We start from the raw sequence: 240 nt of genomic DNA on the forward strand, positions 1-240 counted from the left end.
ACCGTGCGGTGCAGCAGCGGCATCTGTCCGAGGATGCCATCGGTCCGGCTCAGCTGATCGCCGGGGCGATCCGGCCGTTCCATCTGAGCGAAGAGGCTGTCCACAGCGCGGCATTGGCCCGTCAGAGCGTCAACGGGGGGCATGTGCAGCCGGGCAGCCTCAGCGCGGCTCACCTCGCAGATGGAGCCGTAGGCACGGCAGCGGTGGCGGATGGCGCGATTCAGTCTGCGAAGCTGGCGG

1 protein-coding gene is annotated in these 240 nt (G+C 69.2%); it reads left to right on the plus strand.

The window, feature by feature from the left end:
• Window positions 1-240 (plus strand): hypothetical protein (locus PA598K_RS32130; RefSeq protein WP_185602357.1); only part of this gene is annotated, 240 nt, incomplete at both ends.

This window comes from Paenibacillus sp. 598K (assembly GCF_003851045.1).
In the GTDB taxonomy this organism is placed as follows: Bacteria; Bacillota; Bacilli; order Paenibacillales; family Paenibacillaceae; genus Paenibacillus_D.